At 47.9% G+C, this 26,915-nt stretch carries 28 protein-coding genes and 1 pseudogene; 8 read left to right on the forward strand and 21 right to left on the reverse strand.

The annotated features are described in order from the left end of the window. Nucleotides 1-36: 36 nt before the first annotated feature. From CWI70_RS07845 to cadR, 5 genes are all read right to left on the reverse strand, one after another. Nucleotides 37-3,159, reverse strand: a complete 3,123-nt coding sequence (locus CWI70_RS07845; RefSeq protein ID WP_126772036.1) for an efflux RND transporter permease subunit — start codon at nt 3,157-3,159, stop codon at nt 37-39. After that, nucleotides 3,152-4,678 carry an efflux RND transporter periplasmic adaptor subunit gene (locus CWI70_RS07850; RefSeq protein WP_126772038.1) on the reverse strand — a complete coding sequence of 509 codons (1,527 nt, stop codon included), beginning with the start codon at nt 4,676-4,678 and terminating at the stop codon, nt 3,152-3,154. Before CWI70_RS07850 ends, CWI70_RS07845 begins: the two co-directional genes overlap by 8 nt. A gap of 1 nt (nt 4,679) precedes the next feature. Beyond that, nucleotides 4,680-5,969, reverse strand: a complete 1,290-nt coding sequence (locus CWI70_RS07855; protein ID WP_241967840.1) for a TolC family protein — start codon at nt 5,967-5,969, stop codon at nt 4,680-4,682. Between the two features lie 660 nt (nt 5,970-6,629). After that, nucleotides 6,630-7,340, reverse strand: a complete 711-nt coding sequence (locus tag CWI70_RS07865) for an FAD-binding oxidoreductase (protein ID WP_224798370.1) — start codon at nt 7,338-7,340, stop codon at nt 6,630-6,632. Nucleotides 7,341-7,468: 128 nt separating this feature from the next. Then, nucleotides 7,469-7,876 (reverse strand): Cd(II)/Pb(II)-responsive transcriptional regulator, encoded by a 408-nt coding sequence (gene cadR / locus CWI70_RS07870; protein WP_126772041.1) that lies wholly within the window; start codon nt 7,874-7,876, stop codon nt 7,469-7,471. A 95-nt stretch (nt 7,877-7,971) separates the two neighbouring features. On the opposite strand from cadR, the gene CWI70_RS07875 reads away from it, so the two are divergent. The 4 genes from CWI70_RS07875 (at nt 7,972) to CWI70_RS07895 (ending at nt 11,770) form a co-directional block, all read left to right on the forward strand. Beyond that, nucleotides 7,972-8,868 (forward strand): cation efflux transmembrane domain-containing protein, encoded by an 897-nt coding sequence (locus tag CWI70_RS07875; protein ID WP_126772043.1) that lies wholly within the window; start codon nt 7,972-7,974, stop codon nt 8,866-8,868. A gap of 3 nt (nt 8,869-8,871) precedes the next feature. Further along, entirely contained in the window at nt 8,872-9,384 is a 513-nt protein-coding gene (lspA, locus tag CWI70_RS07880; RefSeq protein WP_126772045.1) for a signal peptidase II, read from the forward strand. A 21-nt stretch (nt 9,385-9,405) separates the two neighbouring features. Further along, nucleotides 9,406-10,695, forward strand: a complete 1,290-nt coding sequence (locus CWI70_RS07885) for an ISL3-like element ISPpu12 family transposase (RefSeq protein WP_126772047.1) — start codon at nt 9,406-9,408, stop codon at nt 10,693-10,695. A 328-nt stretch (nt 10,696-11,023) separates the two neighbouring features. After that, nucleotides 11,024-11,770 (forward strand): MauE/DoxX family redox-associated membrane protein, encoded by a 747-nt coding sequence (locus CWI70_RS07895; RefSeq protein WP_034732797.1) that lies wholly within the window; start codon nt 11,024-11,026, stop codon nt 11,768-11,770. A gap of 26 nt (nt 11,771-11,796) precedes the next feature. Here the strand turns inward: CWI70_RS07895 and CWI70_RS07900 are convergent, their stop codons facing one another. From CWI70_RS07900 to CWI70_RS07955, 13 genes and pseudogenes are all read right to left on the reverse strand, one after another. Next, nucleotides 11,797-13,107 carry an APC family permease gene (locus tag CWI70_RS07900; RefSeq protein WP_126772053.1) on the reverse strand — a complete coding sequence of 437 codons (1,311 nt, stop codon included), beginning with the start codon at nt 13,105-13,107 and terminating at the stop codon, nt 11,797-11,799. Nucleotides 13,108-13,128: 21 nt separating this feature from the next. Then, nucleotides 13,129-13,446: pseudogene (locus tag CWI70_RS07905) on the reverse strand (YybH family protein); the annotation flags it as partial. A 134-nt stretch (nt 13,447-13,580) separates the two neighbouring features. Further along, nucleotides 13,581-14,426 (reverse strand): copper resistance D family protein, encoded by an 846-nt coding sequence (locus CWI70_RS07910; protein ID WP_126772055.1) that lies wholly within the window; start codon nt 14,424-14,426, stop codon nt 13,581-13,583. After that, complete coding sequence (locus CWI70_RS07915) at nt 14,426-14,776, reverse strand: copper resistance CopC family protein (protein ID WP_011234483.1); 351 nt, start codon at nt 14,774-14,776, stop codon at nt 14,426-14,428. The genes CWI70_RS07910 and CWI70_RS07915 overlap by 1 nt, the downstream gene beginning before the upstream one ends. Nucleotides 14,777-14,802: 26 nt before the next feature. Continuing rightward, nucleotides 14,803-15,546: a copper resistance protein B gene (locus tag CWI70_RS07920; protein ID WP_126772057.1), complete on the reverse strand. Its 744-nt coding sequence runs from the start codon at nt 15,544-15,546 to the stop codon at nt 14,803-14,805. Between the two features lie 11 nt (nt 15,547-15,557). Next, nucleotides 15,558-17,315, reverse strand: a complete 1,758-nt coding sequence (locus CWI70_RS07925) for a copper resistance system multicopper oxidase (RefSeq protein WP_126772059.1) — start codon at nt 17,313-17,315, stop codon at nt 15,558-15,560. Continuing rightward, the gene (tatA, locus tag CWI70_RS07930; RefSeq protein WP_126772061.1) at nt 17,305-17,523 is read right to left on the reverse strand and encodes a twin-arginine translocase TatA/TatE family subunit; all 219 of its coding nucleotides are present in this window, start codon (nt 17,521-17,523) and stop codon (nt 17,305-17,307) included. The genes CWI70_RS07925 and tatA overlap by 11 nt, the downstream gene beginning before the upstream one ends. A 2-nt stretch (nt 17,524-17,525) precedes the next feature. Further along, nucleotides 17,526-18,017 (reverse strand): DUF411 domain-containing protein, encoded by a 492-nt coding sequence (locus CWI70_RS07935; protein ID WP_126772063.1) that lies wholly within the window; start codon nt 18,015-18,017, stop codon nt 17,526-17,528. A 66-nt stretch (nt 18,018-18,083) separates the two neighbouring features. Beyond that, nucleotides 18,084-18,428 (reverse strand): hypothetical protein, encoded by a 345-nt coding sequence (locus CWI70_RS07940; protein ID WP_126772065.1) that lies wholly within the window; start codon nt 18,426-18,428, stop codon nt 18,084-18,086. A gap of 58 nt (nt 18,429-18,486) precedes the next feature. Then, nucleotides 18,487-19,113, reverse strand: a complete 627-nt coding sequence (locus tag CWI70_RS12480) for an RHS repeat-associated core domain-containing protein (RefSeq protein WP_241967843.1) — start codon at nt 19,111-19,113, stop codon at nt 18,487-18,489. Nucleotides 19,114-19,124: 11 nt separating this feature from the next. Continuing rightward, nucleotides 19,125-19,520: a hypothetical protein gene (locus CWI70_RS07950; protein WP_126772066.1), complete on the reverse strand. Its 396-nt coding sequence runs from the start codon at nt 19,518-19,520 to the stop codon at nt 19,125-19,127. Nucleotides 19,521-19,571: 51 nt separating this feature from the next. Then, a complete protein-coding gene (locus CWI70_RS12540; protein WP_420849348.1) occupies nt 19,572-19,754 on the reverse strand; it encodes a type IV toxin-antitoxin system AbiEi family antitoxin domain-containing protein in 183 nt (60 codons plus the stop codon). Beyond that, complete coding sequence (locus tag CWI70_RS07955) at nt 19,681-19,923, reverse strand: AbiEi antitoxin N-terminal domain-containing protein (protein WP_241967844.1); 243 nt, start codon at nt 19,921-19,923, stop codon at nt 19,681-19,683. Before CWI70_RS07955 ends, CWI70_RS12540 begins: the two co-directional genes overlap by 74 nt. Before the next feature lie 479 nt (nt 19,924-20,402). Between CWI70_RS07955 and CWI70_RS07960 the strand changes: the two genes are divergently transcribed. Next, complete coding sequence (locus tag CWI70_RS07960; protein ID WP_126772068.1) at nt 20,403-22,229, forward strand: SLC13 family permease; 1,827 nt, start codon at nt 20,403-20,405, stop codon at nt 22,227-22,229. 8 nt (nt 22,230-22,237) lie between these two features. On the opposite strand, the gene CWI70_RS07965 is transcribed toward CWI70_RS07960, so the two are convergent. Then, nucleotides 22,238-23,065, reverse strand: a complete 828-nt coding sequence (locus CWI70_RS07965; RefSeq protein WP_126772070.1) for a MipA/OmpV family protein — start codon at nt 23,063-23,065, stop codon at nt 22,238-22,240. A gap of 193 nt (nt 23,066-23,258) precedes the next feature. Here CWI70_RS07965 and CWI70_RS07970 point away from each other — a divergent pair, with 193 nt between their 5' ends. Further along, on the forward strand, nt 23,259-23,996 hold the full coding sequence (locus CWI70_RS07970; RefSeq protein ID WP_126772072.1) for an endonuclease/exonuclease/phosphatase family protein: 738 nt from the start codon (nt 23,259-23,261) through the stop codon (nt 23,994-23,996). Between the two features lie 7 nt (nt 23,997-24,003). Here CWI70_RS07970 and CWI70_RS07975 read toward each other — a convergent pair whose 3' ends face one another. Beyond that, a complete protein-coding gene (locus tag CWI70_RS07975) occupies nt 24,004-25,053 on the reverse strand; it encodes an isopenicillin N synthase family dioxygenase (protein ID WP_126772073.1) in 1,050 nt (349 codons plus the stop codon). A gap of 316 nt (nt 25,054-25,369) precedes the next feature. After that, nucleotides 25,370-25,576, reverse strand: a complete 207-nt coding sequence (locus CWI70_RS07980; RefSeq protein ID WP_126772075.1) for a hypothetical protein — start codon at nt 25,574-25,576, stop codon at nt 25,370-25,372. 124 nt (nt 25,577-25,700) lie between these two features. Here CWI70_RS07980 and CWI70_RS07985 point away from each other — a divergent pair, with 124 nt between their 5' ends. Continuing rightward, nucleotides 25,701-26,054 carry a copper resistance CopC family protein gene (locus CWI70_RS07985; RefSeq protein ID WP_126772077.1) on the forward strand — a complete coding sequence of 118 codons (354 nt, stop codon included), beginning with the start codon at nt 25,701-25,703 and terminating at the stop codon, nt 26,052-26,054. Then, the gene (locus CWI70_RS07990; RefSeq protein WP_126772079.1) at nt 26,051-26,899 is read left to right on the forward strand and encodes a CopD family protein; all 849 of its coding nucleotides are present in this window, start codon (nt 26,051-26,053) and stop codon (nt 26,897-26,899) included. Before CWI70_RS07985 ends, CWI70_RS07990 begins: the two co-directional genes overlap by 4 nt. Nucleotides 26,900-26,915: the final 16 nt, after the last annotated feature.

Genomic DNA, 26,915 nt, shown 5'->3' on the forward strand with positions numbered 1-26,915 from the left:
AAGGTGCGCAGGTGATATTTACAGAGTAAGGTATCATCAAGCCTTAACGTCTTTCTTTCGCCACAAATAGTAAACAGCAGGTAATACGAGCAAGGTTAAGATAACAGCGCTGATCATTCCTCCAACCATCGGGGCGGCTATTCTACTAACCACCTCAGCCCCAGTCCCTGTACTGAACATTATAGGCAATAAACCAGCAATTGTAGAAACGGCCGTCATCATGACGGGGCGAACACGAAGTCCAGCCCCTTCCATTACGGCAAGAGAGAGACCGTCTTTCGTTAATGCTTTACCATGCTCTAACTGACTTTTTTCATATTCATTATAGGACTGGTTTAGGTAAGTCAGCATTAGTATTCCTATTTCTACAGTGACACCTGCTAGAGCTATAAAACCAACCGCTACAGCAACTGAGAAATTATAATCTAAAAGATACATTAGCCAGATTGCCCCCACCAATGCGAGAGGCAAAGTTCCCAATATAATGGCTATTTCTGTAGCGTTTCGAAAGTTCATATATAAAAGAACGATAATAATCGCGAGCGTTAACGGAATCACGTAAGTCAGTTTTTCCTTTGCCCTTTCCATATATTCGTACTGCCCGGACCAGGTAACTGAATACCCTGCTGGCAACTCGAGTTCTTGTTCTACAACCTTCATTGCTTTTTCAACATAAGTGCCGACATCAACTCCCTCAATGTCGACAAAAGTCCAGCCATTAAGTCTTGCGTTTTCGCTTTTAATTGCCGGCGGTCCAAGTTCAACGTAGACATCAGCCACATCCGCCAAACTAATACGCTGCCCGTTTGGCGTAACTAAAGGTAGCTTCTTTAATTCTTCCGGCGAATCACGGTAATCTTGAGGGTAGCGCAAGTTTATTGGGTAACGTTCAAGCCCTTCAATGGTCTCTGAAACATTCATTCCACCAATAGCCGTGGCAACGACCTGCTGCACATCCTCAATGTTCAAGCCATAACGTGCAGCCTGCTCTCTTTCTATGTCAACTTTGACATAGCGTCCACCTGCCACTCGCTCTGAATAAACAGAAGCCGTACCATCGACATCATCAAGTATTGCTTCAAGCTGCTGCCCTATCGTCTGAATTTCATTAAGATCGGCTCCGGCAACTTTTATACCTACCGGCGTTTTGATACCTGTCGATAGCATATCAATGCGAGTTTTAATGGGGTAAACCCACGCATTGGTCAGCCCCGGAAACTTTACAAGCGCATCCAGTTCTTTTTTCAACTTCTCAGTGGTCATACCGTCTCTCCACTGATCTTTCGGTTTCAGTTGAATAAAGGTTTCAATCATCGTTAGGGGTGCCGGATCAGTGGCGGTATCCGCTCGACCAATTTTGCCAAAAACCGTCTTCACTTCCGGTACCGTTTTTATGAGCTTGTCGGTTTGCTGCAACAGCTCCCTTGCTTTACCAATTGATAATCCGGGATAGGTAGTGGGCATATACATCAAATCGCCCTCATCCAAATCTGGAATAAATTCACTACCAATTTTGTCAATCGGCCAGACACCAACGGCCAAGATAACAAGCGCTCCGACAACTGCTGTCTTGGGGTATTTCAAAATGCCTTTTAAAAGCGGTTTATACCCGGCGATCAATAACCGATTAAGCGGGTTTTTCCCCTCAGGTGTTACCTTTCCTCTGATAAAATATCCCATCAACACGGGGATAACGGTAATCGCTAAGGCTGCACTGGCTGCCATTGCGTAAGTTTTCGTGAAAGCAAGCGGAGAAAACATCCGCCCTTCCTGGGCTTCTAAGGTAAATACCGGCATAAAGCTGACGGTAATAATGAGCAAGCTAAAGAAAAGAGCAGGGCCCACCTCTGAAGCAGAGGCGGCAACCACCCGCCAGCGGTTCTCTGCTGTCAGTGGCGTTTTTTCCATATGCTTATGCATATTTTCAATCATGACGATGGCACCATCGAGCATAGCGCCAATAGCGATTGCGATTCCTCCAAGTGACATAATATTCGCGTTAATTCCTTGCCAATACATGACAATAAACGCGGTTAAAATACCCAAAGGCAAGCTGATAACGGCAACCAGCGAGGAGCGGACATGGAAGAGAAATATCACACAGATAAACGCGACAATAGCGAGTTCTTCTATTAAACTTTTCCAGAGACTTTCCACGGCATCCGAGATAAGCCCCGAACGATCATAGACAGTGACTATATCGACACCTTCTGGTAGCCCAGACTTTAATTCTTCCAACTTTTGTTTAACGCCATCAATCGTTTTTTGGGCATTTTCTCCGAAACGCATTACCACAATACCACCCACGGCTTCTCCCTCACCGTTGAGTTCGGCGATACCGCGTCTCATTTGGGGGCCCACACCCACATCAGCAACGTCTTTAAGCAATAATGGCGTGCCATTTTCATCAACGCCAAGCGGGATACTCTCTAAGTCTGACACACCATCAATATAGCCTGAGGCCCGGACCATATACTCAGCTTCCGCCATTTCAACCACCGACGCCCCCACTTCCTGATTACCTCGCTGGATAGCATTTTGTATGTGAGCAAGAGGAATATCGAATGCGCGCAGCTTCTCCGGATCCACTTTCACCTGGTACTGCTTTACCATCCCGCCGAGGGCGGCAACTTCCGAAACCCCCTCGACCGTTTGCAGTTCATACTTTAAAAACCAATCCTGCATACTGCGTAACTCACTCAAATTGTGGTTACCCGTACGATCAACCAAGGCATACAAATACACCCAACCAACCCCTGTTGCATCAGGGCCTAATTGCGGTCTTGCATTAGAAGGCAGTGTCGGAGCAACCTGAGACAAATATTCCAGTACTCGCGAACGCGCCCAGTAAGCGTCTGTATCTTCGTCAAAAATGACATACACATAGGAGTCGCCGAAAAACGAATATCCACGGACGGTTTTAGCGCCGGGGACAGACAGCATAGCGGTTGTTAATGGATAGGTTACTTGATCTTCTACCACCTGCGGCGCTTGACCCGGATAGCTGGTTTTAATGATCACCTGGACATCCGACAAGTCCGGCAGTGCGTCTACGGGCGTATTCTTAACCGCAAAAGCACCAACACCCACGAGGATTAATGTCGCCAGAAGAACGAAAAAACGGTTACTCACTGACCATCGAATGACTGACTTAATCATGGTTATGCTCCTGCTCTGTCACTTGTTTTTGCTCAGGAATATGAATCGATGTGAGCTGGTACTGTTGCTTCCCGACTTGCGTTATTTCCGCATGCAAGGATAACCCCGTGCTAAGCTGAGAAAGTTCAACATCCGAAGCAACATCGAAGTCCATCGTCATTGCAGGCCAGTCCCATTCAGAAATCTCACCGTGCTCCAGCGTAACCATCGAGTGCTGAGGCATAACATTTTTAACGGTTGCTTCAACCCAGACAGCTTGAGCTGCTGCGTCACTTGACATACTGCCATGGCTCTCGTTATCAGCATCAGTGTCATGTTGCATGCGCTTAAAGTCAGAGGATTTACTGGACTCAGAATCAATCAAAAACTGAGCTGAAGTAACGATGTCATCACCTGCCATAAGACCCGATAAAATTTCAACTCGCGAGCTCCCTAACCGCCCAACGTCAACATTAACTGTTTTAAATTTCCCATCACCCAGTGCCAGTACAACTCGGTTCGAACCACCCATTCGGATAAGCGCTTCTTTAGGGATGATTAAGTTTTTGTCGCCTAAACCAGCCTTAATGTTAAGATTCGCAAACATGCCCGGTTTTAAAGAACCATCTGGGTTGTCGAAGTGAATTCGAACTTGTCCCGTCCGAGTTTTAGGGTTAAGTGACGGATAGACATAATCAACCTTTCCTTGCCACTCTTTACCTGGAGCATACTCAAGGTTCATTTGAACGTCATTGCCTACCTCAACCTGGTTCAATTGCCGCTCAAAGACTTCTGCAATAACCCAAATTTTATCCAGTTGAGCAATGGTCATTAAATTCATACTCGGCGTTACAAACGCACCTTCACGCACAGTCAGTCTATCCAATACCCCGGACTGCTTTGCTTTTACCGTGATTGTTTTCTGAATTTTACGAGTTTCTTTTAACTTCTTAATCTCAGATTCAGAGACTTGCAGAGCTCTTAAGCGTTCTTCAGCGGCATCAATTAGCACCTGATTACCTCTTTGCGAGGCCAATACAAGCTCCTCTTGCGCATTAACCATTTCAGGAGAGTAAATACTGTATAAAGGCTCGCCGGCTTTAACCGAGTTACCAGCCGCTTTTACGAAAAGCTTCTCAATCCAGCCTTCAACACGGGGACTTACTGTCAGCACTCGGTTCTCATCAAACTGAACATAACCGACCGTTTCGATATCCAGGTTGAGTCTCGAAACGGTGACCGTTGCAGTTGTAACCCCAAGGTTATTAATAACGTCGGGATCAATTCTCACCGTACCAGGTGAACTCTCTTCTGCATCATCACCATAGTAAGGAATAAGGTCCATCCCCATTGGAGACTTTCCTGGTTTGTCTCGACGATAATTGGGGTCCATCGGAGCCACCCAATATAACGGCTCTTTTTCTGCATTGCCCGATGAACGATCAGACACTTCAGTCGATTGCATTACATAGCCAATAGCGCCAGCGCCAACTGCAAAGCCTACAGCTAAACTTATAAGAGATTTGGGGACTGTTTTCATTTTACACTCCTGAAAGTAATAAGTAGTTTGCTTCGGCAATCAATTTTTGGCGGTTGATGGCGATTGCTAATGCATCAATTTTTGCGTTGACTTCCGCAATCTGTGACCGTACCGCCTCGGCAAAGTCGCCATCATCATTGTTGTAGGCAGTCAATGCGGCTTCAGACTGGGCGGACATTTGTGGAAGTAGCTCTTCGTGATATAGGGCAGCACGTTCATTCAAACGGTTCAGTTGTAAAAACGTACTGCGTAAATTGGCTATTAACTGTCTGGCAACCAATAACTTCTCAGTTTTTTTTGCTTCCGTTTTAAACTTTGCTGAGCGTACCTGCTTATCCTGTTTGTTATCAGTAAATAAAGGGACATCGAACGTAACCCCGACTGACAGCAAGTCGGCACGGTCATTGCCGCTTGGATCGTCGTTTCTATGGCCATATTTCAGATTGGCTGACCATTGCGGTTTATAACCTTGCTGAGCGAGCTCGACAGACGTCTCCGACGCCAAAATGTCTTGATCGGTCGCTTGCAAAACCGGGTGTTCTTTTATCAATTCGTACAAGGCTTGATTCGGTATTGTCGAAGGTGATAGCAATGTCTTCTTCAGCGTAAGACTCGGAAGGTCATCCGGTAACGTTGATTTCGCTATAACACCTATCCATTCCGACAATTCGCTTTGAAGTTGCTCCTCTTTTTGTCGCAGTGACGTCAACCTATCATCCAGGCGTGTAAGCTCAAGTTGGGCTCTAATAACATCTTGCTGCCGTGCTTTTCCCTCGGTACTGGTATAACTCGCCTTAGCCGTCGACACTAACTGTTCAAAAAGCGCTCTATCCGATTCAATCAAGCGAATACTTTGCTGAGAGAAAAAAACATCTAACCACAACTTCGTGACCGTTGTTTTGACCTTTGCAATACGATCCGCTCTCAAAAACGGTTGTTTTTGAGCTAATTGGTTTTTCTGCTTACGAGACAACGATAAAGTGTCTCCTCTGGGAAATGCTTGTGAAACACCGACGACTAACTGGGTCATTCCTTCCTGTCTTGAACTAAAACTGTCAACCGGGAAACTGGCAGCCGTGAGCGATATTTGAGGGTCAGGCAAACTGGAAGAGGCTATTGCTTCACTCGCGAATGCTTCTTGGGTTTGCTTACTTGCCGTTAACCAAGGATCTTCTTGTACAGCGATACTCACTGCTTCTTGCAAATTCAAAAGCGGCTCTTGTGCATTAACGACATTTGGCACCACTACAGTCAGAACACTTAAATAAGCCATTCTTCTTAAAAGTTTCATATTGTTACTCTCAAAAACTGTGAATTTTTAAATTAAACACAGACCAAGTTATGAGTCGGACCGTAACGAGGACGACGAACGACGTCGTAACGACAATGACCGAACCAAAGCTTATAGCTGTGCTTTTACCTGGACGATAAACGCGCCAGGAGCGAGAAATTTAGTACTTTTTAAGAGTAGATTGGGGGCCGAAATAGCGAGAGAGAGTGCTTTTCTTTAATATTCGTATCTAAGAATGAGGAAGCGTTAAAAACCAGCTTCTCAATAGGCGGAACGGTGGATTGCTCAGAATAAACGACAGTAATCGACGGGCTGTAACAATGTCGCATCATTGAATCAGAGCAACAGTTATCGGTAAGAGAATGTGACACTTCGCAACCCGCAAGATCGCAAACTTGCTCAGTAGAATCGTGCATACATGCCTTTTCCGTACTGATAGTTTGTGAAAATGACATTGTTGTTACTACTAATAGCAGTAGGACAATGATTAAACGATACATGCGAAGCTTCACTATAAAAACATGCTTGCATTGTATCTCTTTTGGCTGATAAAGATCAATCAATTAAAGGAAGTACCCATAACGAGGTAGTCAACCCAGATGGTGATACGACTTCTACATCACCACCCAGATTTATTGCTAACTCAGGCGCTTTCAAGCTCTAAATACCAAAGTCATCGAACCTTACTTGTTCTCGCGGAACGCCAAAGTCAGCAAGAGACTTTAACGTTGCTTTCAGCATTGGTGGAGGACCACACACGTAAACGTCCAATGTGTTTTTGTTTTCATCTGCCAACCATTTCATTGCGGTTTCGTGCACAAAGCCAGTGTGCCCGGCCCACTCATCTGATTTAGCAACCTCTGAAAGTACCGGTATATAATTTAACCGCTCATCTCTTTCGAACTCATCCCTATAACAGAGCTCTTTTTCATATCGTGCGCCGTAAAAAAAGATACAGCGACGAGGAGAGCCTGCTGCTAATTCACTTTGTATTAACGCTCTCAACGGTGCAATACCCGCGCCGCCCCCGATGAAGACTTGTGTATGAGAGTTTTGCTTTGCCAGTTGGAAGTCTCCAAATGGCCCAACGGCATCGACACGAGCGCCAGCTTCTAAATTACATAAGTAATTTGATCCCACCCCCGGCGGTACCCCTTCGCTTGGCGATGGCAGCTGCCTTATGTTAAACACAAATCGAGTCGGGTGAGGCCGCGTAGCAACAGAGTAATGTCGTGACAATATTTCGTTTAAGTGTGGAATACGAAACTGCATAAACTGCCCGGCTTCATAATTAACGGGCTCTGAACTCACAAAGGTAAGCTCCATAATGGATGGAGTCAGTTGACGCTTTGAATCGAGTGTTAAAGCTATATCACTAACCCCCTCATTATGTAACTTTACTTCATAATTTGGGGTAAGCGGATTAAATGGTTGATCTTACCTTTGCATGAGAGTGAGACAGACCGGCATCTCATCGGATTATCTGGTTGATGCTTCACCTACTGCTGGTGCATGTTTCCTTCGCTAATTCCAGCAAGAACCCCACACGCCTCAACTTCCCGGTCATCGTTGCAACTCGCTCTCAGTGAAACGAGTTGTTTCTCAAGCGCTTGCAGAGCGGTTATCTGCGACCGCACATGAGAGATGTGATCATCGAGCAAGGCGTTGACGGCGGTACAAGGCTGATGAGGGTCGTCCTGATAGCTCTGTAGTTCGTGAATCTCAGCCAGTGACAGGCCCAGGATTCTGCAGCGACGGATGAAGGCCAGCCCCTCAACGTGTCTCTCGGTATAGACACGGTAACCGTTGTCCTGCCGATCAGGCGGCGGCAACAAGCCCTGCTGTTCATAGAAGCGGATCGTCTGTGTTTCGACCCCTACCAACTGCGCCAACTGACCAATGCGCATCAGCCTCCTCCCCAACGGATTCTTTACTCTATTGACCTTATAGTAGCTTTATAGTTTAAAATGGTACCACAACATTGTTCAAGTGGAGTCGTATCATGAGCAAATCCTTTGGTGGCGCCTGTGGCGGTGATGCAACGTCCGCAGCGGATACCGATATACAGGCCTCCTCCGAGGCGCCAGGGAGATGGGTCAGTGTTTATGCCGTGCCGAAGATGGACTGTCCATCAGAAGAACGAATGATTCGCCTAGCCCTGAACGGCTTTGAGGAGATTCGGGCGCTGTCCTTCGACTTGTCGAACCGCCGGCTGAAGGTCGTGCATGACGGCGAGGTCGAGCCCGTCACCTCGAAACTGAAGACCTTGGGGCTAGGCGCCGCGCTTCAGGAAAGCGTTGCTGCAAATCCGGAGACCATCAAGGCCGCCGAGTTTTCGGCAGCTTCTGCTAAGCAAGAATCCGGAACCCTGCGCTGGTTGCTCGGCATCAATGCACTTCTGTTCGTGGTGGAAATGACTGCCGGTCTGATCGCCCGGTCCACCGGCCTGATTGGAGAATCCCTGGACAATTTTGCCGATGCGGCGGTGTACGGGCTTGCCCTTTATGCGGTTGGGCATAGCGTGAAAATGCAGGTACGTGCCGCGCATCTTGCTGGTGTACTGCAACTGATCTTGGCTGTGGGCGTGCTCGTAGAGGTGGTGAGACGCTTTGTATTCGGTAGTGCGCCTGAATCGCTGGTGATGATGGCTATCGCATTCGTCGCATTGATTGCCAATACCAGTTGTCTGCTGCTCATATCCAAACATCGGGAAGGCGGGGCGCACATGAAGGCAAGCTGGATATTCTCGGCCAACGACGTGGTGATCAACCTGGGGGTCATCACCGCCGGCGCCCTGGTCGCGTGGACCGGTTCCAATTATCCGGATCTGATTATCGGCACCATCGCGGGGAGCATTGTACTTAACGGTGCCAGACGCATTTTGGCGTTGAAGGGTTAAATAATGCTCATTATTGGCAAAAAGCTCTCGCCGTATGCCCTATTGTCCATATCGGGCCTGCTGGCAGCGTCTGATCAGGCTGTAAAGTGGCTGGTGCAGCAATCAATGGCCTATGGCGAGTCTGTTTCGGTGACCCCGTTCTTTAACTGGGTGCACCTATGGAACACCGGTGCCGCATTCAGTCTTTTTGCGAATGGTGGAGGCTGGCAGCGCTACTTTTTTATCGGAATCGCGGTAGTGGTCTCGATTTTTCTGATCAAGCTGATCCTTGAAAATCGTCATAAAGGAGAAGCCATCGCTTACAGTCTTATCCTCGGTGGCGCCATGGGCAACCTGATTGACCGGGTCTTTCGCGGCTATGTTGTCGATTCCTTTGATTTCTATTGGCGAGACTGGCATTGGCCGGCCTTCAACCTGGCTGATATTGCAATTGTCCTCGGTGCCTTACTTTTCGTTTCCAGCAGCTTGTTGGGTAAAAAAGCAAACACCAATGCCGAGCCGGATGGATCTGACTGACACCTACGCCTATACAACACCATGACCGAACTTCCCGACAACATCCTTCACCTGCCGCAATACCAAGTACTGGGCTGCAAATCAACCGACGACGAAATGCACTTCCAGGTGGACGTTCCCGATCCCATCGCCTGCGAGGAATGCGGCGTGCAGGGTGAGTTCGTACGGTTCGGCAAGCGTGACGTTCCCTATCGTGATCTGCCCATCCACGGCAAGCGGGTCACTCTCTGGGTGGTCCGCCGCCGATACACCTGCCGGGCCTGCAAGACAACATTCAGGCCCCAGCTACCGGAGATGGTGGACGGATTCCGTATGACACTGCGGCTGCATGAGTACGTGGAGAAGGAATCCTTCAACCACCCCTACACCTTTGTGGCGGCACAGACCGGCCTGGACGAGAAGACGGTGCGCGACATCTTCAACGCCCGCGCCGAGTTCCTGGGGCGCTGGCACCGCTTCGAGACGCCCCGCATCCTGGGCATTGACGAGCTATACCTGAACAAGCGCTACCGCTTCATTCTGACCAACATTGAGGAGCGAACCCTGCTCGACCTGCTGGCCACCCGCCGCCAGGACGTGGTGACCAACTACCTGATGAAGCTGAAAGACCGGCAGAAGGTCGAGATCGTCAGCATGGACATGTGGAACCCCTACCGGGCAGCGGTCAAGGCTGTGCTGCCCCAGGCCCGTATCGTGGTCGATAAGTTCCATGTGGTGCGCATGGCCAACGATGCCCTAGAGAGAGTGCGCAAGGGCCTCAGAAAGGAGCTGAAACCGTCCCAGAGCCGGACTCTCAAGGGAGACCGGAAAATCCTGCTGAAACGCGCTCACGAAGTCTCAGACCGGGAGCGCCTCATCATGGAGACCTGGACAGGCGCGTTCCCGCAACTGCTGGCCGCCTACGAGCACAAGGAGCGCTTCTACGGCATCTGGGACGCCACCACACGGCTCCAGGCAGAAGCCGCCCTGGACGAGTGGATAGCCACCATCCCGAAGGGCCAAAAGGAAGTCTGGAGCGATCTGGTCAGGGCAGTGGGAAACTGGCGCGAAGAGACCATGACCTACTTCGAGACGGACATGCCCGTCACCAACGCTTACACGGAGTCCATCAACCGACTGGCCAAGGACAAGAACCGTGAAGGGCGCGGTTACTCCTTCGAGGTGATGCGGGCACGAATGCTCTACACCACGAAGCACAAGAAGAAGGCACCGACTGCGAAGGTCTCTCCTTTCTACAAGAAAACCATCGGTTACGGACTGCCGGACTTCGCAGAGGAACTCAACTACGGAGTCGATCTATCAACCATCTGAGGGTGGTATCAGATTGATGGGGTGAAGGTGCCCCATCAACCATTAAATCCGTATACCCAAAAAAACTAAAGTTGTATACAAAGCTCTTTAATAGCAGCGCTTGTAGAGCTTGTATATTCAACTTTTACCCCCCTTAAATATCCTAACTCTTTTAAAATCAGCTCTTATAAACGGTTAAAAAGCCATCAAAAAAAGTTGTCCAGTTTTTCAAAATTTAAAATATATTTTCAATTTTTATGAATTTTTAATCTCACAATTAGAGATGCTAATCCTCCAGCGACTATAATGCGTATATAGATGTACCATTTTTAAGTAAGGAGACGTCACTATGAGTCAATCAACTCAAAAAGCCACGCTTTACAGAATGTCGACACCTGACCACCAATGCCCTTTTGGTTTAAAAACCAGGCACTTACTTAAAGCCAACGGTTACGATGTGGACGACAACCTGTTGGAAAGCCGAGAAGAAACCGACAAATTCAAGAAAAAGCACGACGTCGATACCACTCCACAAGTGTTTATTGGTGATAAACGTATCGGTGGGTACGAGGAGGTTCGAGCCTTTCTTGGAAAGCCTCTTCCTGACCCTGACGCAACCAGTTACCGGCCCGTTATTGCATTATTTATTATGACGGCACTCCTCTCTGTAGCCACGTCGTGGTTGTCTTTTGGTCGCGTATTTACCGTACAAACCATCGAGTGGTTCATCAGTTTCTCTATGGTGGTTCTGGCCTTGCTCAAACTCCAGGACGTAGAGAAATTCTCTACCATGTTTCTCAATTACGATCTTCTCGCCAAAAAATGGGTGCCTTATGGCCGTATTTATCCCTATGCCGAAGGCTTGGCGGGTCTGTTAATGGCAGCCGAATTCGCCCATGTCATATCCATACCCGTCGCATTATTCATCGGCATCGTAGGCTCTATATCGGTGTTTAAAGCCGTTTATGTCGACAAACGCGAGCTAAAATGTGCCTGTGTCGGTGGCTCCAGTAATGTGCCGTTAGGCTTCATTTCGCTCACTGAAAACCTCATGATGGTCGCTATGGCTGTCTGGATGTTTTTTACAATGAACTAGAAAAAGAGCGCATAGCGCTCTTTTTCTTAACGCTTTTTACGTAAAAACAAAATCTCACCAGCGGCAATCAATGCCATACCGATAAGAGACGCCCAAATCACCAGCGGATCGCTCGTCCATTTCACCCATATAAAAGCGACTAAAACGATGACGTCTAGCGTGATTGCGCTGACAAGTATGTAAATATTGGCATTCACCTTTTGCCTTAGATGCCGTAATACGCCCCAGTGGATCGCAATGTCCATCACGATATAAAAAATAGCGCCCAGTGACGCAATTCGACTCAAATCGAAGAATGCCGCTAAGATCATAGCCATAACAATGGTGTAAACCAGCGTGTGCTTCTGAATGGAACCTGGCATACCGAAATGACTGTGTGGCACAAGCTTCATATTGGTCAACATAGCTAACATTCTTGAAACGGCGAACGCGCTGGCAATCACACCGGACACTGTGGCGACAATCGCAAACCCAACCGTAATCCAGAGTCCAGTTTCACCGTAGACGGGTCTCGCTGCCTCAGCAAGCGCATAGTCTTTCGCTTTCACAATCTCATCTATGGACAGGCTTGAGCCAACCGCCAGAGTGACCAGAACGTATATTAACGCGCAGATAATCAGCGAAATAATAATGGCACGCCCGACATTTCTCTTAGGCTCAACAATTTCACCGCCACTATTGGTTATTGTTGTAAACCCTTTGTACGCAAGTATGCTTAAAGCAATCCCCGCTAAAATACCGCCACCCGTAGCTTCTTCTGGAATAGCCGATATCGATTCAAACTGAATGCCTGAGGCCCACAAACCACCAGCCGCTAAAATGACCAACCCTAAAGTCTTAACAAAGGCCATAAAAAACGAGAACGTTTGAATAAACTGATTACTCAAAATATTGATAAAAAACGCAAAGACCAGCAAACCCACTGCCAACAACGGAATAAGCCACTGCGCTTCAAAAGAAATTAACTGGCTGGTATAAGACGCAAATGTCCGAGCGACTAAACTTTCATTAATGACCATAGAAAAGTACATCAAGAGTGCGAATATCGCCGTCACACTTCCTTTTCCATAAGCTTTACTGAGGAACATCGCAATACCGCCCGCTGACGGATAGGCTTTCGCCAACTTAACGTAAGAGTAAGCGCTAAAGCCGGCAATGATACCGCCGCACACAAACGCCAGGACAAACCACTCTCTTGCCAGCTGAGCAACTTGTCCGGTCAGTGCAAAAATACCAGCGCCAATCATCACACCAGTCCCCAGCGACACCGCCCCCCAAAGACTCAGGCTGCTTTTCTGATAATCCTGATGTCCGTGTTCATGATCGTGTTCTGCCATAATCAGCTCCTGTGATTGAACTCAGTTGGACCAATGGATCCGGATAATTTTCCAGCCAGACTCAGTCGTATTTGATAAGGTTACGGTTTCATTCATCGTTAAATCAACCTCACGCCCGTTATACTCCCCGGAAACGCTATACCGAGAAGTGATCACAGCAAGGCCATCGGCTTCTTGTACTGTCCTTTCAAGCAACTGTGAAGGAACCGCCTGGCTAAACTTAATATCTGACTTAAGGTGATGAGCACTGTACTCGGCCAAGGATCGTTCAACACCACCACCTTCAAAGATAAGCACATCATCGGAAAGCACGTCTTTAACGACCTCCGTGTCACCTTCAGTTAAAGCAGTTCAAAATGCATCAAGCACAGCGGTCGGCTCAGATAGTTTTTCGGCGCTACTGGGCGCTGAAATAAACATTACCGAAACCATAAAAACACTCACAAGTAATTTCATTCTTCTTATTCCTTACATTAACCGGGGGAAAACGCGCTGCTTAGCGCAGAGGCCAGGATAAAAATAGTGACAGCCAATACCATTTCTACCGTTATCGATTGCTTCAGTCGCTTCGCAGCCGACTCATTATTCAACTGGGGTACCAGCTTTAATTTATGCCGTGCGGCAACAAGAAGAATCAACGCCACAAACACAAGCTTCGTCAGTAATACCGTGTCGTATGATGTTAATGGCAGCTCTGGTATCCACTGTCCGGTTGCACTTCGATACATAACCACCCCCGCAATCAGGAGTATCGGAACCGCTGCAGACATGTGCATTCCAAAACGCTCCATAATCGCTTTCGACTTATCAGGCGATACAGAGGTTGCTAGCTTACGTAATGAGTTAAGACTGCCGAACCAAACCCAAGCAATTAGCAGGTGTATTAAAAGCGCTAACTTGCTCCACCAGACGGCATCACTACCGTGGCCGATACTTAAAAAACTCCATCCCATGAGTCCAACCGCCGCAACATATAGCATCCACTGTATGCTTGTTACCTTAACAACAGAGTAAAAAATCCAGACAACAGCAACGGTTACCTGAAGTTGGATGAACAACCCAACAGGGCCGGTCCATATAAACTGCATGTAGGTCGTGTCAATCATGCCGGCAAAGCCTTCAGCAGCAAAACTACCGACTTTCAGAAAAAAATACAGAAGGCTTGCCAGTAATAGAAGCAACGCAACAAGGCTATTCTTTCGTTCAGACTGCTTTTTTAAACCGGACAAATAAACGATATAAGGCGAGGCGGTCATCACCGCGTTAAGCCAGAATATAAAGGCCAACGTTAAAACGCTGGCCACACTCCAAAGGGTCATCATTTCACCTCAAAGCTAAAATCACCCGATATTTTATGACTGTCCCCACCCATTGCCGTCCAATAAACCGTATAACCACCTGACGCCAAATTGTTTTTAACAGCAATTTCGTACGCTGCTTTGGGAGTCATGCTCATCGAAAAGTCCAGCGGATGCATTTTACCGTCATCTGAGTGCAGCATAATTTTAGCCAGACGAACATCACCGGAAAAATTCATCGTAATTTCCGTTGGTGACTCGGACAAAGTCGCACCGTCCTCCGGGCTACTGGATGTTAGGCCGACGTGAGCGCTGGCCCATGCACTAAAAAATAACGTGGTACCGAAGGCTAACTTAAGTATGTTTTTCATGTTGTTTCCTCTTTGTTTATTATCAATTAAAACCAAACCCTGGCCCCAAGGACCACGCCTGTTTCTGTGGTGTCCTCACCCATTCGTTTCATTTCATCTGCCGTGTTGCCTAACGCGCCGTTCCAATAAACACCAATGTAGGGTGCAAACTCACGACTGATTTCGTGACGATAACGCAACCCCACACGCAAGTTGCTCAAGCCACTTTGCCGTTCATATTTGTCTGAATCTGTCAGGTTGGCTGTAAACTCAATGCGAGGCTGTAAGTACGATGTTTGCGTTAACTGCCACTCATATTCAGTTTCGCTGACAAACTGGACATCGCCTTCTTCGTTCACCATCAACGAGTTGTCCATTTCAAACCAATACGGAGCCAGCCCCATGAAGCTAACAACGGCATAATTTTCCATAGAGGCATCGGACGATAAGGAGCCTCGCGTACCGACACCGGCCTGAAACGACCAAAACGGAGACATCAGGTAGCCGTATAACAACTCAGCACTTTCCAAGTCAGTGGGCTCTCCGTCATCTTGAATATTTTCCCCCTCACTTTTGAAGACAAACCGATGATAATCACCACCGTACCAAGCCATCATGTCCCAAACGGCAACGTTCTCTTCCTCGTCTGTTCGCGTTAATTCCAGCCGGTCAAATAATACCTGCCCGGTGTAATATTCTTTAACGGGCTCTGGCCAGCCTTCCTCTGCATGTCCCGCCATTGCCACTGCGGGTAGAAGTGCTGTAGTGAACAACAATGATTTAGCGTACATAGCCTTCCTCCTTATGCCACATTTACCACACGAAACATGCCCGCTTTCATGTGATAAAGCAGATGACAATGAAATGCCCAGCTTCCCGGTGCATCAGCGGATATCAGTAGTGATACTTTCTCGCTTGGTTTTAAACTAATGGTGTGCTTACGAGGACGAGGATACTGTCCATTTTCAAGTTCCATCCACATACCGTGTAAGTGGATTGGATGATCCATCATGGTGTCATTAACCATCACCAACCTTAAGCGCTCGCCGTGACGGAACTGCACAGGGCCGTCAACTTCGGTGTAGTTCTTCCCGTCAAACGACCACATATACCGTTCCATATTACCGGTCAAATGCAGTTCAATCTGGCGCTCTGGTTCCCGCTTATCTGGCCATTCTTGGGCGCCAATAAGATCGCTATACACTAAGACTCTATGGTCAACATTATCCAAACCTATGCCCGGTTCATGGAGACGACTGGTCGGATTCATAGCTATCATGGCGGCAGCAGCTCCGTGACCACCTTCACTGTGCTCAATTTTAATGTTTTCCACAGGAAGCTCTTTTTTATGCATCATTTCATGATTCATATGACCGTCTGTGCCGCTCATATTCATCATACCTTTCTCTTCCTTATTTCCTGACATCGCCATGGCCCCCATTCCCATCGCGGCCATACCACGTTCAGGCACCGCGCGTAACTCAGGAACTTCTGCTTCAAGGCCAATTTCTGGTGTTAATGTGCCTCTGACATAGCCACTACGGTCAAAGCTCTCCGCAAAAATCGTATAAGCCTTGTTATGCTTTGGCTGAACAATGACATCATAGGTTTCAGCCACTCCGATACGAAACTCATCAATAGACACAGGCTTCACCGGTTGACCATCTGCCGCCACTACAGTCATCTCTAGACCAGGAATACGTACATCGAAATAGCTCATCGCAGAGCCGTTGATAATACGAAGTCGCACTTTCTCACCTGGTTTAAATAATGCTGACCAGTTCATTGCTGAATCGCGACCATTCATCAGGTAGGTGTATGTACTCCCTGTCACATCAGCGATATCGCGAGGACTCATCCGCATTTGTCCCCACATTTCTCTTTGCTTCCAGGTTTTCTCTAACCCATGCTGGCGCACGTCCTCGAAGGTCTCAAATATCGTACGTTTTTGATAGTTATAGTACCCCTCCGCAACTTTCAAGTTACGAAACACGGTATCCGGATCTTCGAATGTCCAGTCGCTGAGAATAATGGTATGTTCTCGATCTGCACCAATGTCTCCGTCTTTCGGTTCAATCACTAACGGCCCCAGGTGTCCCAATTGCTCCTGCAAACCGGAATGGCTGTGATACCAATAAGTTCCGTTTTGCTCGACATCGTAGCGGTATTTGAACGTTCGTCCTGGCTTTATCCCTTCGAAAGATACGCCAGGCACGCCATCCATATTCTCCGGCAATATAATTCCGTGCCAGTGAATTGACGTGTCTTCCGACAACCGGTTAGTCACATTTAGCTTTGCTCGCTGCCCTTCTTTTAAACGAATCAAAGGGCCCGGCATTTGGCCATTGATGGTTATTGGTGTTCCTACTTTATTTCCCACGAGCAGTGGGGACTTTGCAATGGTGAGATCAATCTCATCGTTTGTCAGGATCTGATCTTTAAAACTGCGTCCCTGAGGAGCAGCCCAAGTTGGCGCTACTTTGGCGATTGCTAAAGCAGACGCCATAGTGAATGCAGATTTAATAAACTTTCGACGCCCTTTGTTAAACTCATTGCTCATTATGACGCGCCTCTTTTGAGGTTAAATTTTGATAACGTTGAACGTCCTGTTCCTTACCAGACGGCTCATCAGAAACCGATGATTTAAACCCTTTAATCGCACTACCAAGATCGGAGCCCAGGGTTCGTAGCTTTTTGCTACCAAAAAGAAGGATGACAATAACTAGTAAAATTCCTAGCTGAACCATACTCAAGCCGCCAAAACCCATATCTAAAGCCCTCCATTTGAAAGTGCTTGCTGCTGCTCTAAACTTGCTATCTGCTGATAAGGTGTCACTGAGCCATCTTTTTTGATTTCATAGACTGTATAAGGCTGAAACCGAGTTCCCATCTCCATGCCAACAGAACCGACAGGCATGCCAGGGACGGTTAGGCCAATGCCATTGGCTGACTTCTTCCCAGCTAAATAATGAGAAACCAATGTAGGAGGAACGTGCCCCTCAAAGACATAGCCATTATCGGAAATAGCGGTGTGACAGGATTGAGCCTCCGCACTAATACCGGCATCACGTTTTCGTTGAGTCAGGTTGTCCGGATGTTGTACAGACACACTAAAGCTATCCGGTAAAGCTCGTAACCACTGTTCACAACAACCGCAGTTCGGATCTTTTAGAACGGTTAGCTTCCGCTCCTCTGAACCAGTTGCAGACACAGGCACGGAAAACAGCATCGCTAAAACAGCGATATTGCGTTTGATAGACATAATTATTCACCGACAAATAAGTTTTAAAGGAACACGCCGAGCGTGTGCTAAATTTTTAGTAACTTATTAAGCGATAATTATTGGGGGGCGGAATAAATTAGACGCGTGTTTAGCACGAATGAAGGTGTCAACGGGTGCGTCGACTTTAGTAGAGAAATCAACTGCAGCGGCATTAAACGAGGGAGACTGTCCGACAAACAAAACTGAGCCACCGGAGCAATGTCGAATGGTCATGTCAGCACAGCACGAATTGTGCTTTTGCTCTTCATGCTCACAATCACTTGCGTCCGCTTTCTGCACCATGCTGTGCTGCATTTGCCCGTCATCATGGCATGCGTGAGCATCTGCCGTTTGCGAAAACGACATCGACACTAATAACACTGCCATTACTAACAGAATTCGAATGTGCACGAGCACCCTGCTTTTTTGCAAGTTAATAAATTTTAGTTTAACGTCATTTAAACGAATGTCAAATAAGGAGCAGATCAATGTACTTATAAGGATTATTGTTCGCGTAGGTATAGCGGTTAAAGCTATGCCCATCGCGGAATCCAATAGGATCGTTACTGTAAAAACGACCGATAACTGGATCATAGTATCGTGCCTGCATATACGTCAGCTCAAGGTCATCGTCTTCCAAATGACCTGTGTAGCCGAGACCATCCGACTGCTGTGGCGCATCGTTATAGCGCGCTACCAGTTGCGAGCCTAAATGGTAATACTCAATGTAATTGCCATTCCTGTAGGTCGCCAGTAACGTCCCCTGTTGGTTATACAGGCTGTAGGTCTTAATTCCACCCGAGGTTTTCGACACGCGTCGACCATGACCATCATATTGATAGGTGATACCATCAGAGCTGATTAAACGGTTAGCCCGATTATAGTTAAAACTACGCGTTCCATTTGAAGTCACACTGCCACGGCTGTCATAGCTAAAGGTTCGCGAAACTGCACCCGACACACTAGCCAATCGATTGGAGCTATTGTAGTGATAATTGATATTTTCGTTCCCTACGGTCTTACTGATGATGTTGCCAAGCGCATCATAACTAAAATAACCGCTACTGTAATCCCCCCGAAAAATCAGCGCAGTCATAAATAGAATGCTCAACTCACTAACAAGGCGGCAAGCTTTTCCATCTGTAGTTGATAAACCTCTGGGCTCTCTCTTTTAAACTTCGCCAAATTCATCAACTTCCATTTTACCGATGGAAATTGATGATAATCATAAACAGACCAGTCCGGTTCTAAGCCGTTAAAACTAAGCAGAAATTGCTTATCCGCCTCGTTCAAACTCCGACGTATCGTCTTTATCAGCTTGTTTCGTGTTGCTTCAAAATCAGTATAATTAAATACAACATTACTCATGCCTTCAAACCGGTTCTCAAAAGCTGCCCTTTGGTCAAGTAAGTTGAGGGCAAGCATTTCATGTGTTGGTCGATTGCTACTAATCAGCGCGAATAACAAGCCCCGTTTGATTTCATCAGTAAACCTCTTTCGCAATTTCCGGCAACACATCGAGTAGCAGCTTTACCTGTCTTTTATAAGCTTCGTTCATTCCATTGACTCCAGTTCCTTTGGTACAGTGATTTGGTATTTCGGGATGTAAACACCGTTGGCTACTATCGCACGCTTACCCGAGCCTAGGTTTACACGGCTTAAATCAAGATATTGCACCCAGTCGTGATTTGCTTTCTCGGCCAGATAAAGAAATAAGCGTTTCACTTTTGTCGCCATAGCGTATTAATGCACCCGCCCCGATGCTCTCAAACCACTGGCTTTTTTTATAGCGTTGCTGCAAGTCGAGGCTGTAGCCATTTTCAACAAGCCAAGATGAACAGAGCACGACGCCCAATGGTTGGGAGCTCAGCAGCCGGTTTAATTTTGATGATATATCCGCACTCATGGTACCAACCTGTTAATCATTTCAAACTACAGGTTGGTTTATGTTTTCAATTATGTCAGTACTAATGGTGCTAATTTTTATTAAATTTCAAACCCCAAAGCCTATCGAGGATTTAGATAAATTGTCACCCGACTAAATATTTCCTGTTCCTTCTGGCCTAAAACCAAGCCAAAAAGGTGGAATTTTTTCCACCTAAAAACTCAGGTTTTTCGGAAGGTTCAGAATTTTTTTGTCGCGAGGCAAAGGTCAAAAATTGAAATTTCAGAGTCGGTATCCTGTGACCAATTTTGTCATTAAACGGTCTCAAAAGTGTCGATTTCGACGCAACACAGAAAGTCAAAACACCGTTTAATCCCTTGCTACGCCTAGCTTTAACGATTTACCACCGAACCCGTGACTGCCCTCCGGAGGCAGAGGTCACAGGTTCGACTCCTGTCGGGTGCGCCATTTCCTTATGAACCCGAGGTAGTCATAGACTTATGACGTTAGATCAGTGGCTTATTATCGGCATTCTGCTGGCAACCGTGGTGATGTTTTTGCTCGGTCGTTGGCGGCACGACATGGTTGCTTTGGCGGCGCTTTTAGCTTGTGTTATTGCTGGGCTCGTCGATGGTACGGCAGCGTTCAACGGCTTTGGTCATCCAGCCGTCATCACGGTGGCCTGTGTGCTCATATTGAGTCAAGGCCTACAAAATTCAGGCGCGGTTGATGCACTAACACGCGTCGCTTTGCCAGCTAATGCGGGCGCGACCGCGAGCATTAGCGCCCTGATCGGTTTAGGTGCCCTGCTCTCGGGCTTTATGAATAACGTCGGCGCTATGGCGTTGTTAATGCCTGTTGCCGTGCATGTTTCGCAACGGCTCGAACTGACTGCGGGGCAAGTGCTGATGCCGCTCGCCTTCGGCACCATTCTAGGAGGCATGACCACGCTGGTAGGAACTCCACCTAACATCATTGTGTCCGGCTTTCGCGAAGAAGCAGGCTTAGGTAGTTTCGGTATGTTTGATTTCACTCCGATTGGCCTTGCCGTGGCGGCTGCAGGCGTGATTTTTATCGCCGTTATTGGCTGGCGATTCGTGCCTGCACGCAAACAATCGGGACTCGAAGGCTTTGAGTCAGGTGCTTACATCACCGAAGTTCGGGTCGAAGACGACAGCAAAGCTGACGGCCTCGCGTTACATGAAATCGAGGCTGAACTGAAAGATATCGATGCACAAATAATCGGCATTGTGCAACACGAAGTCGAGATCATTGCTGCAAATCCTGGGCGTCGCGTTCATGCTGGCGACATATTGATGCTCGAAGCGGAAGCCGACGCGCTCAAGGATGTCTTATCCATTCTGGGTCTTAAGCTTGAAGAGTCGGTCGAAGATGACGAAGAAGAGACTGACGCCAACGAGCACACCAAATCCGAAAAAGAAGACGGCGACAGCGAAGAAAGCAAAAAAAGCGAGATCGCTCTATTTGAGTTAGTCGTTCAACCTAGCTCCCGACTCGTCGGACACTCCGCCAAAGACATCCTTTTGCGCACGCGATATGGCATTAATTTGCTCGCATTTTCGCGCGAGGGTAAGCGTTCGATGAAGCGGCTCCGCGCAATCAATTTTCAATCGGGTGATTTGCTGTTGATGCAAGGTCCACCTGAAGCTATTGCGGAGTTTGCCGCCGACAACGGCTGCGTGCCATTAGCGCAACGCGAGCTCCGCATTCCAAGCAACGCCAAGATTTGGCAAGCCAGTTCAATCATGCTCTGCGCCATCGCCATCGCCGCACTCGGGTGGCTGCCAGCCGCTGTGTCATTCTCTCTAGGTGTACTTGCCTCGATGGCATTGGGCACGGTATCGCTACGCAAAGTCTACGAAGCAGTCGACTGGCCGGTCATTGTTCTTTTGGGAGCCTTAATTCCAGTTGCCGGGGCAATGGAATCAACGGGAACCGCGGCGCTCATCGCCACTTTCTTGGTCGACAGCGTTGCGCAAGGCAACGCCATCATTGGCTTGCTGGCTATTTTGTTGGTGACGATGTTCCTGTCCGACTTAATGAATAATGCCGCCACCGCAGCGGTCATGTGCCCCATCGCCATCAGCATTTCATCCGTACTCGACGTCAACCCCGATTCATTTCTGATGGCCGTTGCCATTGGCGCTTCTTGTGCGTTTTTAACACCGATTGGGCATCAGAATAATACGCTCATCTTGGGCCCCGGCGGCTTCCGATTCGGCGACTACTGGAAGCTGGGTCTACCTGTTCAAGTGCTCGTCGTCGCCGTTTCTATGCCGCTGCTTCTGGTCGTGTGGCCGCTTTAGCGAAGCATCTAGAAAATGTAAATAAAGCCGACGCCTAACTCCGCTTCATAGTTGTTACGTACGATTGGGCTTTCTTCAACGTCGCTACTGTAGCGCTCATAGAGTCCTTCGACGTAAATCAACCAGTTCTCATTGAGATACTGACGATAGTTGTAGTGCAGGCCAAATGAGCGCAGGCCACTATCCAGATAGGTTTCATCGAGTCCCGATGCAGCTGCCTGTGATGCGGTGATGCCAAAATCTCGGTTGGCGCGTTCACTGTCATGATAGACCGCAACAAGTGCCAGCTCAGAACCGGTGCCATCGTTTTGTTCGCCAAAGCGGCGGCCGACGCCGAAAATACCTATATTGCCGTTATCACCGGTGATGACACGGCCATCTAACCAGTAGCGCCAATCGGCATCGAAGGCGCGGCGTGCCTGCAACACGATCTCTGTGCCTTCTTCGGTATCGCCAAGGCCATCCAAGTAACCGTCATCGGAGTCACCTTCTTCGCGACCCTCTTCAAAGGCAACCGTAGCCTCAAATAGCCAATTTTCAGCACGCAGACCGCGCCAGCCCAACGCTTCACCGGCAAAGTAGAAAATATTGTCACCGCTGCGCCACTGCACGGCACCGGCAGGGTCAACTTCAAAACCGAACTCATCTGAACCTTCGTAGGCAGACTCGTATTCAATGCCGCCACCTAGTCCGAAGGCCCAGCCGTTCTCGCCCTTCGTGAAGTCGTCCAACGACGGTAACGGCACCAACGCGGTTTCTTTTTCCTGCGCTAATGCTGACTGATTGGCGATGCCACCGATGCATAATGCCAAGAATAAACCTGTAAATTTTTTCATGTCGACGCCACTCCAGAATGTGTTGGGCTATGCTGACTACTTATTCAGCTTAGCAGAACGTACAATTTTTGAGATTAGATCACACATTGTGGCCTGCCATAACTTGTGAATTGAACCTGACACACTCAACTCGTGTCTGAGGTAGTGGTATAAGTGGCGTAGAAAGCGTGCGAATTATTAACAAGGCGGAAGTGTGCTTAAACCCAAAATAGTGAGCCCTAAGCAGTTCATACACGAACAACCTATTGTCCATGGTGAAGCGTTTGGTGTGTTGTGCTGGAATACTCAGAAGCTTACCGAGACACCAGAGTTTCAGCATACTCTGGAACGCGTTTTAACTGACTTTCCTTGTTTATTTTTATTACTTCAAGAAGCGAAGCTGAGTGCAAAAGACAATTGGCTATTGCCCCATTGGTCTTATGCTGTTGCGCCGAATATACAAACACGTCGCTCTATTTATGGCGTGCTCACGGCGAGCCAGTTTGCCTTTAGGGAGGCGCAAGCACGACTCAGCCGAAAGCGCGAAGGTCTGTTCGCTACCCACAAAAGTTATATGCTTTCTTATCATGCTTTAGCAGAGGGTGGTTCACTTTTAGTCGTCAATGTCCACGCGATCAACTTTGTTCGTACCAACCAATTTTCCCAAGAAATAGAGCTCATTAAAGAAGATTTATTAGAACACAAGGGGCCACTTATTGTGGCTGGTGATTTTAACGTGTGGAGCCGTCAACGCCGCTTGAGTTTGCTGCAATTTTGTCAAAGTGTCGGCCTCAAGCAAGCGATTATGGCCGACCCCCACCTCATCAAAACCTATCGGCAACACCCGCTCGATTTCATTTTCTATCGCGATCTTACCCTGCAAGAAACGTCAGCGATCGATACCAGTAAGGTGTCCGACCATAACCCCCTTTATGCACGGTTTACGTTGTAGCGCCCCTTTAAATGCGACATTCGTCGCAAATATCAGCTGTTGGCATGTACGCAAAGTTTTTCGCGAGCAAATCCCGTAGAGGGTCGTCGCAATAATGTTTGCGAGTAACGTGCATGTGCGAACGTAAGCGCCCTTTCAACACGTTGTTGCCGACATCTGTGAGTAACGGATTATTCGGATCTATCGAAGGTCCTGTTGCTCGCGCCTTTAGTTCAGGCGGTAATGACAGCACCGGTACGGTCGCTGACAATTGCGCCGCCATAAAGAACGCAATCGAATAACGCTCAACGCCTTGCGTTGGACTCTCAACTTTGTGATTTGTTGCTTTCAAGAAGCCATTCGATGCGAGCTCCAACAGTTCGCCGATATTCACCACCAACGCCCCGGGGATGGGTTCGACATCGACCCAATCGTTACCTCTCTCCACCTTGAGCCCACTTTGTGAATCTTGCATCACCAGAGTTAGATAACCCGGATCTTTGTGGGCACCAACGCCCTGCTGCGTCGACTGCTGCGCTGGGTAGCGGATGAGCTTGGCATGCGTGTACGGCTGCTCACCAATGGTGGCATCAAGTGCGTTGCGGTCGACACCCAGCGATTCAACAAGCTTCTGTAACACGTTAACTGTAATGTCGCTCAGCTTACTTTGCAGCGTCAACAGCGCCGGTTTAAGTGCTGGCATGCCGTCAGGCCATAAGTTCGGGCCGATAAGCTTTTGCCATGGCGCGCGCAGCTGTTCTGGCGCAAGCGCGCGCTCCTCATTCATCCAGTCGAACTGTTCGCGCGCATCAAGCCGACCTGCGGTCATTTCATTGCCGACGGCGTTGTACCCACGAAAATGTGGCGAATGAATCATATCAACCTGCTGCTTCTCTGCGGCCGAGAGTTGAAAGAATTGTTGGCTCAACGCCAAGTAGTCTTGCTGCGCGTCGCTTCCTAAACCATGATCGACCAAGTAAAAAAAGCCGACTTCACTGGCGGCATGACGCAACTTAGCCAAGCCTTCGGCAGAATCAAGCTGTGCCATAGAAATAATCGGTAGTGTCGCAGCGTCCATAATTAAGCGCTCCTCGTTAGCGTAACTGCGCTCACTATAGGCCGCCCCGTACAATTAATGAACGAACCAATCTTTCTAAGCTAGATTGATTTGCTATAGCAACCTAAGTCCACGCAACTCTGGTTGCCGTAAGCACGATTACAACGCAATGCTCCGAGCCGATGCCTAGCAAACGGGCTGATCAACACTATCTTCATGTTCGGCTCTCAAGTCATCTCATAGATGAGGGTTTGATGAGCGTATAGAAGCCTCATTGGAGTATCTACTCAAATATTCCAGCTTTAGTTGATCGCTATCAACAAAACTCAGCCGCAATTTAACTCTTGTCTTCTGACTGTTTCCAAGGGCCAAACGCGATGAAATAAATCAGCGCAATATTAACGAACGGAATCAGTATTAAGAGTCCCAGCGGTCCCGCGTAACCAATACGCTGACAAATGCGCCATAGGGGAATAACAATAATAGCCGAGACCAACAACAGCCAAAGAAAACCTAAACCGGCAAACATTTCGTGATTCATCATTGAACACCTCTTAGGTATCATACCTATAAATGACGTTAGTCTGTAAATGTTAAGTTTGCAAAAGTCTGTGCGATAGAAGTCAATCTAAATAGCGAATAGCCAGCCTCACCAATTAGGAGTGATGATGAAAAACGTATTGAAGATCTTAGTTTGCGTAAGCCTACTTTTCAGTGCCCATGCCAGCGCCCACGTTAGTCTTATATCAAGCGAGCCAGCCGCTGAAGAAGTTATCACGGAGACGCCGAAAGTCATTTCGCTGCGTTTTGCCGGTGAAGTTCGACTTGCGAAAGTAAAGTTACATGCTGAAGATGGCACAATGTTTCCGCTCGACCACGCAATGAGCATGACTCCTCAAACAGCATTTTCGGTCCCTGTCAAAGCTAATTTGCCTACCGGTAGCTATACGATCTATTGGACAGCCATGGGTAGCGACGGCCACAAATTAACAGGTGACTTTAGCTTTTCGGTGAACAAATGACAGTTTGGACTGGAGTCGGTGTTGTTATCCTAACTGTTATCTTTGTCCTGAATGCAACTCTAATCGCTTCACCCTATATTAACTATTTGGCCGATCTTGCTCGCCCCAAAGTCGATAAGAAGGGATTGGTATTGGGAGTAGCACTCTTGCTAATGAGTGTGCTTTATTTCTTTATCAATGTCGGTAATTTTGCTGGTGAAGGCCTTTCCGGATTGTTCGACACCAACTATATACGCTTCATGTGGGCTGGCCCAGTCGGCCTCTTTACCCAGCTCCAAATGGCGGGGGTCTTGGCTTGGCTCATTTATTGTGCAATCCAATCCTCACACCTAAAAACCATAACGTTTTTGGTGACACTAGGCGCCTTGAGTATTAGTTTCTTGAGCATGGGACACGCTAGTACCGCCGCATGGTGGGGTAAGTTAGCGCTACTCGCGCACCTTTTGGTCGCTTGGTTTTGGTTTGGTAGCCTCTATCCCTTGCGCAAATTGGCGACATCCTTACCCATCGCTGAAGCGCAAAGCGTTATGATGAAGTTTGGCGCACATATGAGCGGGTCAGTTCCTGTCCTTCTATTGGCGGGCGCGCTCCTGTATCGAAGTGCCAGTGGTCATTGGCTACCTAGCCCCCCTGTTAGCTCTTACGATATCGTGTTCTTAACGAAACTAAGTTTAGTGATATTGATTTTGCTTCTTGCAGCACTGCATAAACTGGTGTTCGTACCACAGCTAAAAACGCCTGCTAAAGCTAAGCGACTGCAAACTTCAGTGACTTGGGAAATCGTACTCGCCATTGCAATTTTAGCTATCGCTGCTGCACTCAGCAGCGCATTTTCTCCCAACTAAATTAGGAACAACCCAT

The sequence above is a fragment of the Pseudidiomarina homiensis genome (assembly GCF_003987225.1).
GTDB lineage: Bacteria > Pseudomonadota > Gammaproteobacteria > Enterobacterales > Alteromonadaceae > Pseudidiomarina > Pseudidiomarina homiensis.

Coding starts and splice junctions, on each gene's coding strand:
- CWI70_RS07845 (WP_126772036.1), bottom strand. CDS start 3,159: ATGATTAAGTCAGTCATTCGATGGTCAGTGAGTAACCGTTTTTTCGTT.
- CWI70_RS07850 (WP_126772038.1), bottom strand. CDS start 4,678: ATGAAAACAGTCCCCAAATCTCTTATAAGTTTAGCTGTAGGCTTTGCA.
- CWI70_RS07855 (WP_241967840.1), bottom strand. CDS start 5,969: ATGAAACTTTTAAGAAGAATGGCTTATTTAAGTGTTCTGACTGTAGTG.
- cadR (WP_126772041.1), bottom strand. CDS start 7,876: ATGCGCATTGGTCAGTTGGCGCAGTTGGTAGGGGTCGAAACACAGACG.
- CWI70_RS07875 (WP_126772043.1), top strand. CDS start 7,972: ATGAGCAAATCCTTTGGTGGCGCCTGTGGCGGTGATGCAACGTCCGCA.
- lspA (WP_126772045.1), top strand. CDS start 8,872: ATGCTCATTATTGGCAAAAAGCTCTCGCCGTATGCCCTATTGTCCATA.
- CWI70_RS07885 (WP_126772047.1), top strand. CDS start 9,406: ATGACCGAACTTCCCGACAACATCCTTCACCTGCCGCAATACCAAGTA.
- CWI70_RS07895 (WP_034732797.1), top strand. CDS start 11,024: ATGAGTCAATCAACTCAAAAAGCCACGCTTTACAGAATGTCGACACCT.
- CWI70_RS07900 (WP_126772053.1), bottom strand. CDS start 13,107: ATGGCAGAACACGATCATGAACACGGACATCAGGATTATCAGAAAAGC.
- CWI70_RS07910 (WP_126772055.1), bottom strand. CDS start 14,426: ATGACCCTTTGGAGTGTGGCCAGCGTTTTAACGTTGGCCTTTATATTC.
- CWI70_RS07915 (WP_011234483.1), bottom strand. CDS start 14,776: ATGAAAAACATACTTAAGTTAGCCTTCGGTACCACGTTATTTTTTAGT.
- CWI70_RS07920 (WP_126772057.1), bottom strand. CDS start 15,546: ATGTACGCTAAATCATTGTTGTTCACTACAGCACTTCTACCCGCAGTG.
- CWI70_RS07925 (WP_126772059.1), bottom strand. CDS start 17,315: ATGAGCAATGAGTTTAACAAAGGGCGTCGAAAGTTTATTAAATCTGCA.
- tatA (WP_126772061.1), bottom strand. CDS start 17,523: ATGGGTTTTGGCGGCTTGAGTATGGTTCAGCTAGGAATTTTACTAGTT.
- CWI70_RS07935 (WP_126772063.1), bottom strand. CDS start 18,017: ATGTCTATCAAACGCAATATCGCTGTTTTAGCGATGCTGTTTTCCGTG.
- CWI70_RS12480 (WP_241967843.1), bottom strand. CDS start 19,113: ATGACTGCGCTGATTTTTCGGGGGGATTACAGTAGCGGTTATTTTAGT.
- CWI70_RS12540 (WP_420849348.1), bottom strand. CDS start 19,754: ATGGCGACAAAAGTGAAACGCTTATTTCTTTATCTGGCCGAGAAAGCA.
- CWI70_RS07955 (WP_241967844.1), bottom strand. CDS start 19,923: ATGAGTGCGGATATATCATCAAAATTAAACCGGCTGCTGAGCTCCCAA.
- CWI70_RS07960 (WP_126772068.1), top strand. CDS start 20,403: ATGACGTTAGATCAGTGGCTTATTATCGGCATTCTGCTGGCAACCGTG.
- CWI70_RS07965 (WP_126772070.1), bottom strand. CDS start 23,065: ATGAAAAAATTTACAGGTTTATTCTTGGCATTATGCATCGGTGGCATC.
- CWI70_RS07975 (WP_126772073.1), bottom strand. CDS start 25,053: ATGGACGCTGCGACACTACCGATTATTTCTATGGCACAGCTTGATTCT.
- CWI70_RS07980 (WP_126772075.1), bottom strand. CDS start 25,576: ATGATGAATCACGAAATGTTTGCCGGTTTAGGTTTTCTTTGGCTGTTG.
- CWI70_RS07985 (WP_126772077.1), top strand. CDS start 25,701: ATGAAAAACGTATTGAAGATCTTAGTTTGCGTAAGCCTACTTTTCAGT.
- CWI70_RS07990 (WP_126772079.1), top strand. CDS start 26,051: ATGACAGTTTGGACTGGAGTCGGTGTTGTTATCCTAACTGTTATCTTT.